The sequence below is a fragment of the Streptomyces sp. genome (assembly GCF_031178505.1).
Classification (GTDB): Bacteria; Actinomycetota; Actinomycetes; order Streptomycetales; family Streptomycetaceae; genus Streptomyces; species Streptomyces gulbargensis.
Genome location: NZ_JAPSIW010000382.1, coordinates 1 through 6601, shown reverse-complemented (window position 1 = coordinate 6601; position 6601 = coordinate 1). Strand labels below are relative to the sequence as shown.

5 protein-coding genes and 1 pseudogene are annotated in these 6601 nt (G+C 76.0%); all 6 read right to left on the bottom strand.

Annotation, left to right across the window (positions count from 1 at the left end):
• Window positions 1–346: pseudogene (locus RIF68_RS22725) on the bottom strand (histidine kinase); the annotation flags it as partial.
• Window positions 343–2436 carry a SpoIIE family protein phosphatase gene (locus RIF68_RS22720; protein WP_309053134.1) on the bottom strand — a complete coding sequence of 698 codons (2094 nt, stop codon included), beginning with the start codon at window positions 2434–2436 and terminating at the stop codon, window positions 343–345. The pseudogene RIF68_RS22725 and the gene RIF68_RS22720, both read right to left, overlap by 4 nt.
• Window positions 2437–2571: 135 nt before the next feature.
• On the bottom strand, window positions 2572–2958 hold the full coding sequence (locus tag RIF68_RS22715) for a hypothetical protein (protein WP_309053136.1): 387 nt from the start codon (window positions 2956–2958) through the stop codon (window positions 2572–2574).
• Between the two features lie 141 nt (window positions 2959–3099).
• Complete coding sequence (locus RIF68_RS22710) at window positions 3100–4548, bottom strand: penicillin-binding transpeptidase domain-containing protein (protein ID WP_309053133.1); 1449 nt, start codon at window positions 4546–4548, stop codon at window positions 3100–3102.
• Between the two features lie 126 nt (window positions 4549–4674).
• On the bottom strand, window positions 4675–5334 hold the full coding sequence (locus tag RIF68_RS22705) for a response regulator transcription factor (RefSeq protein ID WP_309053132.1): 660 nt from the start codon (window positions 5332–5334) through the stop codon (window positions 4675–4677).
• Window positions 5331–6584: a histidine kinase gene (locus RIF68_RS22700; RefSeq protein WP_309053135.1), complete on the bottom strand. Its 1254-nt coding sequence runs from the start codon at window positions 6582–6584 to the stop codon at window positions 5331–5333. The genes RIF68_RS22705 and RIF68_RS22700 overlap by 4 nt, the downstream gene beginning before the upstream one ends.
• Window positions 6585–6601: the final 17 nt, after the last annotated feature.

Below are 6601 nucleotides of genomic sequence, written 5' to 3'. Positions count from 1 at the left end.
CGAGGACCGCGATGAAGTCGACGCCGGTGGCCAGCCGCGTCCGCTCCGCCCGGTCCTGGAGCACCTTCGTCGGATCGGGCGAGGTCACCGCCTCGTCCACCCCCGGCGCCTTGGCGAAGGCCTCCGCCACCGCCGGGGAACGGATCCGGGCGTCCCGCTCGGTGTCCTGCCGGGCCTGGTGGAGCGTCACCAGCACCGCCGCCACGATCACCAGGAGCGCGATAAGCGCCTCCAGGGCGAAGACCTGCCCGGCCACACTCCGCAGCCCCGTCCCGCGCTCCGGGCCCGCCGGCCCGCGCGGACCCCGTCCCCGGCCGGCGGCGTGCCGGCGGGCCCGGCCGCTCATCTCGTGCTCCGGGCCACGAGCAGCGCCACGTCGTCCGGCGCGCCGGGCCGCCGCAGCGCCCGCAGCAGCCGGTCACAGGTCTCCTCCAGCGGCCCGCGCGACTCGTCGAGCAGCCGCACCAGCAGCGCGAGCCGTTCGTCGATGGGCGCGTCCCGGGTCTCGATCAGGCCGTCCGTGTAGAGGACCAGCAGGTCCCCGGGGAGGAACGGCACCCGCGCCGTGCGGAACACCCCGCCGCCCACCCCCAGCGGCAGGCCCGTCGACACCCGTACCAGCTCGGCGGGACCGTCCGCCGGGACCCGGACGGGCGGCAGATGGCCGGCGTTCGCGATCCTCAGCCGTCCCCGGCGCGGATCGTGCACGGCGAAGAGGCAGGTGGCGATGTAGTGCTCCAGACCGGCGGTGATCCGGTCCAGGTGCCGCAGCACCTGGGCGGGGGAGAGGTCGAGGTCGGCGAAGGCGCAGGTGGCCGTCCGCAGCCGGCCCATCGTCGCCGCCGCGTCGATGCCGCTGCCCATCACGTCCCCGACCACCAGGGCCGTCTTCTCGTCGGGCAGCTCGATCACGTCGTACCAGTCGCCGCCCACCTCGCTCGACGCCTGCGCCGGCTGGTAGCGGACCGCCACCTCCAGGCCGGCCGGCTCCGGCGGTTTCCCCGGCAGCAGGCTGCGCTGGAGCGTCACCGCCGAGTTCCGCACGCTCTGGTACCAGCGCGCGTTGTCGATGCTGACCGCCGCCCGCGCGGCCAGCTCCGTCGCGAGCAGCACGTCGTCCCGGTCGAACGGCAGCGGATTGCGGTCCCGCTTGAGGTCGAGCGCGCCGAGCACCTCGCCCCGCGCGATCAGCGGCACCGCCAGGTAGGAGTGCACCCCGGCCCGCGCGAGGCGCTCCGCCGCCTGGGGGTCGCGGGCGATCCGGGGCAGGTCCTCGGGCCCCACCCGCTCCACCAGGACCGGCCGGCCCGTGTGCACGCACCGGGTGACCAGCCGGTCCTCCCCGTACATCGCCACCGCCCCCGGCGGGTCCGCCGCGGGCAGCGCCTCCGTCCGGTGCGCGGCCTTCACCGCCAGCGCCCGGAAGAGTTCCGGTCCCTGCTCGGGGGCGCCCGGCCGGCGCAGCGACAGCACCGAGTCGAGCACGTCGACGGCGGCGATGTCCGCCAGCTCCGGCACCACCACCCCGGCCAGTTCGTCGGCGGTCCGCTCCACCTCCAGGGTGGTGCCGACCCGGGCGGAGGCGTCCGCGACGAACGCCAGACGCCGCCGGGAGCGGTCCGCCTCGGCGTCCGCCCGGTGCCGCTCGGTCACGTCGATCACGGAGGCCGCCACCCCGAGGACCCGGCCCTCGGCCCCCTCCAGCCGGTAGAAGGAGACCGACCAGGCGCGCTCGCCCTCGTCCGGCGCGCTCGCCGCCCGGCCCACCACGGGCCGGTCGAGCAGCGGCGCGCCGGTGGCGAGCACCGTGCGCGCCGCCTCCTCCAGCGCCTCGGCCTCGGGCCACGGCATCAGGTCGCCGATCCGCCGCCCGATGTGCCGGGCGGCCGGCACGCCGTCGATCCGCTCCAGGGTCGGGTTCACCAGGACGTAGCGCAGGTCGGTGTCGAGCACGGCGAGCCCGATGGGGGACTGGGAGACCAGCCGGTCGGAGAGGGCGAGCTCGGTCTCCACGCGGGCGACGGCCGTCCGGTCGGCGGCGATGCCCAGCGCGTACAGATCGCCGAGGTCGTCGGTGAGCCGCATGTTGCGGAACTCCACGCACCGGGTCGTGCCGTCCTTGTGCCGCACGGGGAAGGTGCCCGCCCAGGGGGACCCCTCGGTGAGGACCTCGCGGAAGAGGCGGATCGCCTCGTCCCGGTGCTCGGGGCCGACGATCAGCCGGGCCGCGTACCGTCCGAGGGCCTCGTCGGCGCGGTAGCCGAACAGTTCCTCGGCCTGCGGGCTCCAGAGGACGATCCGGCCGCGGCCGTCCAGGAGGACCGCCGCCACCCCGAGGACGTCGAGGAGCCCCCTGCCGTCGAAGGGCACCCCGGCCCCGCCGTCGAAGGGCGCACCGGCCCGGCCCTCCGTCCCCGGGAAGGAACCGGCCGTCACTGTGCCCTCCTCCCGCCGTGCCCGCCCGTCCTCCTCCATGCTCCCCGCCGCCCGGTCGCCCCGCACCACGGGGACGCCCGTACGGCGGGCGTCCCCGCGGTGCGGGCCGCGCGGCCCGCACCGCCGGGACCCGGCTCAGGACGCGGGGGCGCCGCGCCGCCTCTCGTACCGCAGCGCGGCCCCGGTCGCCAGCGCGCCGAGCCCCTCCCACAGGCCCACCCCGAGGAACCCGGCCGGGGCGCGGCCGGCCACCACGGCCAGGGTGAAGACGGCGCAGGTCAGCAGCCGGAACGGGACCGTCCAGCGGAAGAAGGCCTTCCAGTCGGCGAGCGCGGCCAGCACGTAGTACACGCCCATGTTGAGCGCGGCCATCGAGGAGGCCGTCAGGAACACCAGGGTGTGGTCGCCCTCCGCCCGGCCGCCGTCCGACACCGGCTCGAAGCCCATCACGGTGAGCAGCGCGTCCGGGACGGCCAGGCCGACCACGCCGAGCGCGGCGGCCAGCGCGCCGAAGACCGCCATGGTCCAGCCGGACAGGGAACGGGGCAGGCGCACGGCGGTCCTCCGCGGGATCGGGACTCGGTTCGAAAGCGTGCTCGGACGTCGAGCGCCCCCTGCATACCGCGTGCGCGGGTCCCGGGGCCAATCGGGCCCCGGGACACGTCACTTCAGGGCCGCCGCCATCATCTGCCGGGCCACCGGGGCCGCCAGTGAGTTGCCGCTGACCTCGGAGCGGGCCGCGCCCGAGTCCTCGATCATCACCGCCACGGCGACCTGCTTCCCGGTCGCCGGGTCCTTCGCGTACGAGGTGAACCAGGCGTAGGGCGTGCTGCTGTTGTTCTCGCCGTGCTGCGCCGTGCCCGTCTTGCCGCCGACCTCGACCCCGGGCAGCGCCGCGTTGCTGCCCGTCCCCTGCTCCACCACCGTCCGCATCGCCTCGCGCAGCTGCCGCGCGGTCGACGCGGACACGACCCGGGTGGTGTCCCCGTCCCGGTACGTGGTGAGGGGGTCGCCGTCGGAGTCGACCACCTGCGCGACCATGTGCGGGGCGGCCAGCAGACCGTCGTGGGCGAGGACCGCCGACACCATCGCCATCTGGAGCGGGGTGGCCGTCACGTCGAACTGGCCGATGCCGGTGAGTGCCGTCTGCGCCGGGTCCATGCCCGAGGGGTAGACGCTCGCGTAGGCGCGGACCGGGACGTCCCGCTCCGTGTCGTTGAAGCCGAACTTCTCCGCCATGGCCCGCACCTTGTCCTGCCCGAGGTCGGCGGCCATCTTCGCGAAGACGTTGTTGCAGGAGTAGCGGAGGGCGGTACGGATCGTGGCGTTCTCGCACGGTGCCGAGGCGTTCTCGTTCGGCAGCACCGTGCGGGTGTGCGGCAGGGTGTACGGGTCGGGGCTCGCCGTCGCCGTGTCCACCGAGGCGTACAGCCCCTCCTCCAGGGCCGCCGCCGCGACGACCAGCTTGAAGGTGGAGCCGGGCGGCAGCGGCTGCCGCAGCGCCCGGTTGACCATCGGCTTGTCCGGGTCACCGGTCAGCTCCTGCCAGGCCTTCCCGTCCGTCGTCCCGGCGATCCGCGAGGGATCGTAGGACGGGGTGGAGACCATGCCGAGGATCCGCCCGGTGACCGGGTCGATCGCGACGGCCGCGCCCTTCTTGTTCCCGAGCGCCCTGTGGCCTGCCTTCTGCACCTCCGGGTCGATCGTGGTCAGCACGGTGCCCGGCTCCCCCTGCCGCCGGGTGACCGCGTCCAGCGGGTTCCTCAGCCGGTCGTCGGTGCCGTCGAGGACGTCGTCGTAGATGCCCTCCAGCTGCGTGGCGCCGTACGCCTGCGAGCTGTAGCCGGTCACCGCCGCGTACAGCTCGCCGTCGGTGTAGGTGCGCTTGTACGCGAGATCGCCGCCCCGGGTTCTGGTCGAGCCGGTGACCGGCGTGCCGGCCACGACGATGTTCCCGAGCGGCTGACCGTACTGCTCGATGGTCTTGCGCCGGTTCTTCTGGTCGTTCGCGAGCGCCTTGGCCTCGTACGCCTGCACCCAGGTGGCCCGGCCGAGGAGGGCCAGCACCAGGAGCAGCGTGAAGACGGAGGCGCGCCTGATCGTCTTGTTCATCGCACCTGTCGGGACGAACGGGCCGGTACGGGCCGTTCCGGAATCGTCCGATTCTCAGCGAACCTTCATGTCCGCCCCGGCCGCGCACGCCCGCGCACCGGCCCCCGGTGTCCGCCCCGGCGGTCCTCAGCGCACCCCCACGAACCCCGACTCGTACGCCAGGATCACCGCCTGCGTCCGGTCCCGCGCCCCCGACTTCGCCAGGACCGCCGCCACATGCGTCTTGACCGTGGCCGCCCCGACCCCCATCCGGGCCGCGATCTCGGCGTTGGTCAGCCCCTTCGCCACCAGCCGCAGCACCTCCGCCTCCCGCTCGGTGAGCCGCCCCACCCACGGCGGGGCCACCGGCGGACGGCGCCGGGCGTGCTCGGCGGCCAGGCCCCGGACGGCCGCCGGGTAGAGCAGCGAGTCGCTCCGCGCCACCAGCCGCACCGCCGCCACCAGCTCCTCGGCCGCCGCCCGCTTGAGCAGGAACCCGGCCGCGCCCACGCGCAGCGCGTCGTACACGTACGCGTCGTTCTCGAAGGTCGTCACGACCACGATCCGGGGCGGGTCCGGCATCCCGCCGAGAATCCGCTCGGTGGCCCGGATGCCGTCCACCTCCGGCATCCGCACGTCCATGAGGACCACGTCCGGCCGGCGCTCGCGCACCACCGAGACCGCCTCGGCGCCGGTGGACGCCTCCCCGACCACCTCCAGGCCGGGCTCGGCGTCCAGGATGACCCGCAGGGCCGTCCGTACCATCCGCTCGTCGTCGGCCAGGACGATCCGGACCGGGGCGCTCACCGGGGGATCCTGACCGCGAGGCGCCACACGCCGTCGGCCGGGCCGGCCCCGGCGGTGCCGCCCAGCAGCCGGGCCCGCTCCGCGATGCCGCGCAGGCCGTGCCCGCCACCGGGCCGGGTGACCGGTGTCCGCCCCGACAGGGGGTTCTCCATGGTGATCTCCACTTCCTCGTCGCCGACGCCGACCCGCACGGTGACGGGCGCGCCGCCGGCGTGCCGGGCCGCGTTCGTCAGCCCCTCCTGGACGATCCGGTACGCCTCCCGGGACAGCGCCTCCGGTACGCGGCCCCGGGCGCCCGTCACGGTCAGCGCCACGTGCGGCCCGGCACCCCGCACCAGCGCCTCCAGGGCGTCGAGCCCCGGCCCGGCCCCGGCCGCCCCCTGCGCCCCGCCGGGCTCGCCGGGGTCTCCGCGTCGCAACAGGCCGAGCACCTGGTCCAGCTCGCCGACCGTGCGCCGGGTGGTCTCCTCGATCGCGGTCAGCGCCTCCCGCACGAACTCCAAATCCCTGCCCCCGGCGTCCAGCACCCGGCGGGCCGCGCCCGCCTGCAGGGTGACGGCGCTCAGGGCGTGGCCGACCGAGTCGTGCAGCTCGCGGGCCAGCCGGTTGCGCGACTCGGCCTCGGCGGCCCGCCGTTCCGCCGCCGCGAGCCGGTCCGCCGGGCTCGGCCCCAGCAGCCGGGGCGCCAGCCGGGCGAGCAGGGTCCCGGTGACGGCGGCCGCGGCGGCGAGCGCGAGCAGCATCAGCAGCCCGGCCGGCAGCGCCGTCCAGCCGAGCCGGTCCAGGCCCCAGAAGCGTCCGAGCTCGGACCGCCGCAGGCCCGCCGAGAACGGCAGCGCCGCCACCGCCACCGCGAACGGCGGCAGCGCCAGTGTCGCCCCGGCGACCAGGGCCCCGGCACCCACGTGGAGCGTGAACCAGCCGGCCGTCCGGGCCTTCGCCTCCCGGCCGCGCGCCGGACCGTCCGCGAACCGGTCCGCGGGCACCCCGCACAGCGCCCGCGCCGCCGCCACCGACAGCGGCCGGGCGGCGGGGAACAGCGCGGTCACCGCCGCCAGCGGCAGCCCGACGGCGTACGCGCCGAACTGCACGGCGACACTGCCCGCGAAGAGACCCGGCGCGTCCAGCAGCGGCCCCACGACGACGGTGCCGACCAGCCAGTACGGCATGAACAGCGCGCCGCCCAGGATCAGATGCAGCCACCGCAGGCGGGCCCGCTGCCCGAACAGGAGGTCCACGCACCGCCTCACGCCTCGGCGCTCCGCCG

Excerpts from the sequence above, each read along its gene's own strand:
- RIF68_RS22710 (WP_309053133.1), bottom strand. The coding sequence starts at position 4,548 with ATGAACAAGACGATCAGGCGCGCCTCCGTCTTCACGCTGCTCCTGGTG.
- RIF68_RS22715 (WP_309053136.1), bottom strand. The coding sequence starts at position 2,958 with ATGGCGGTCTTCGGCGCGCTGGCCGCCGCGCTCGGCGTGGTCGGCCTG.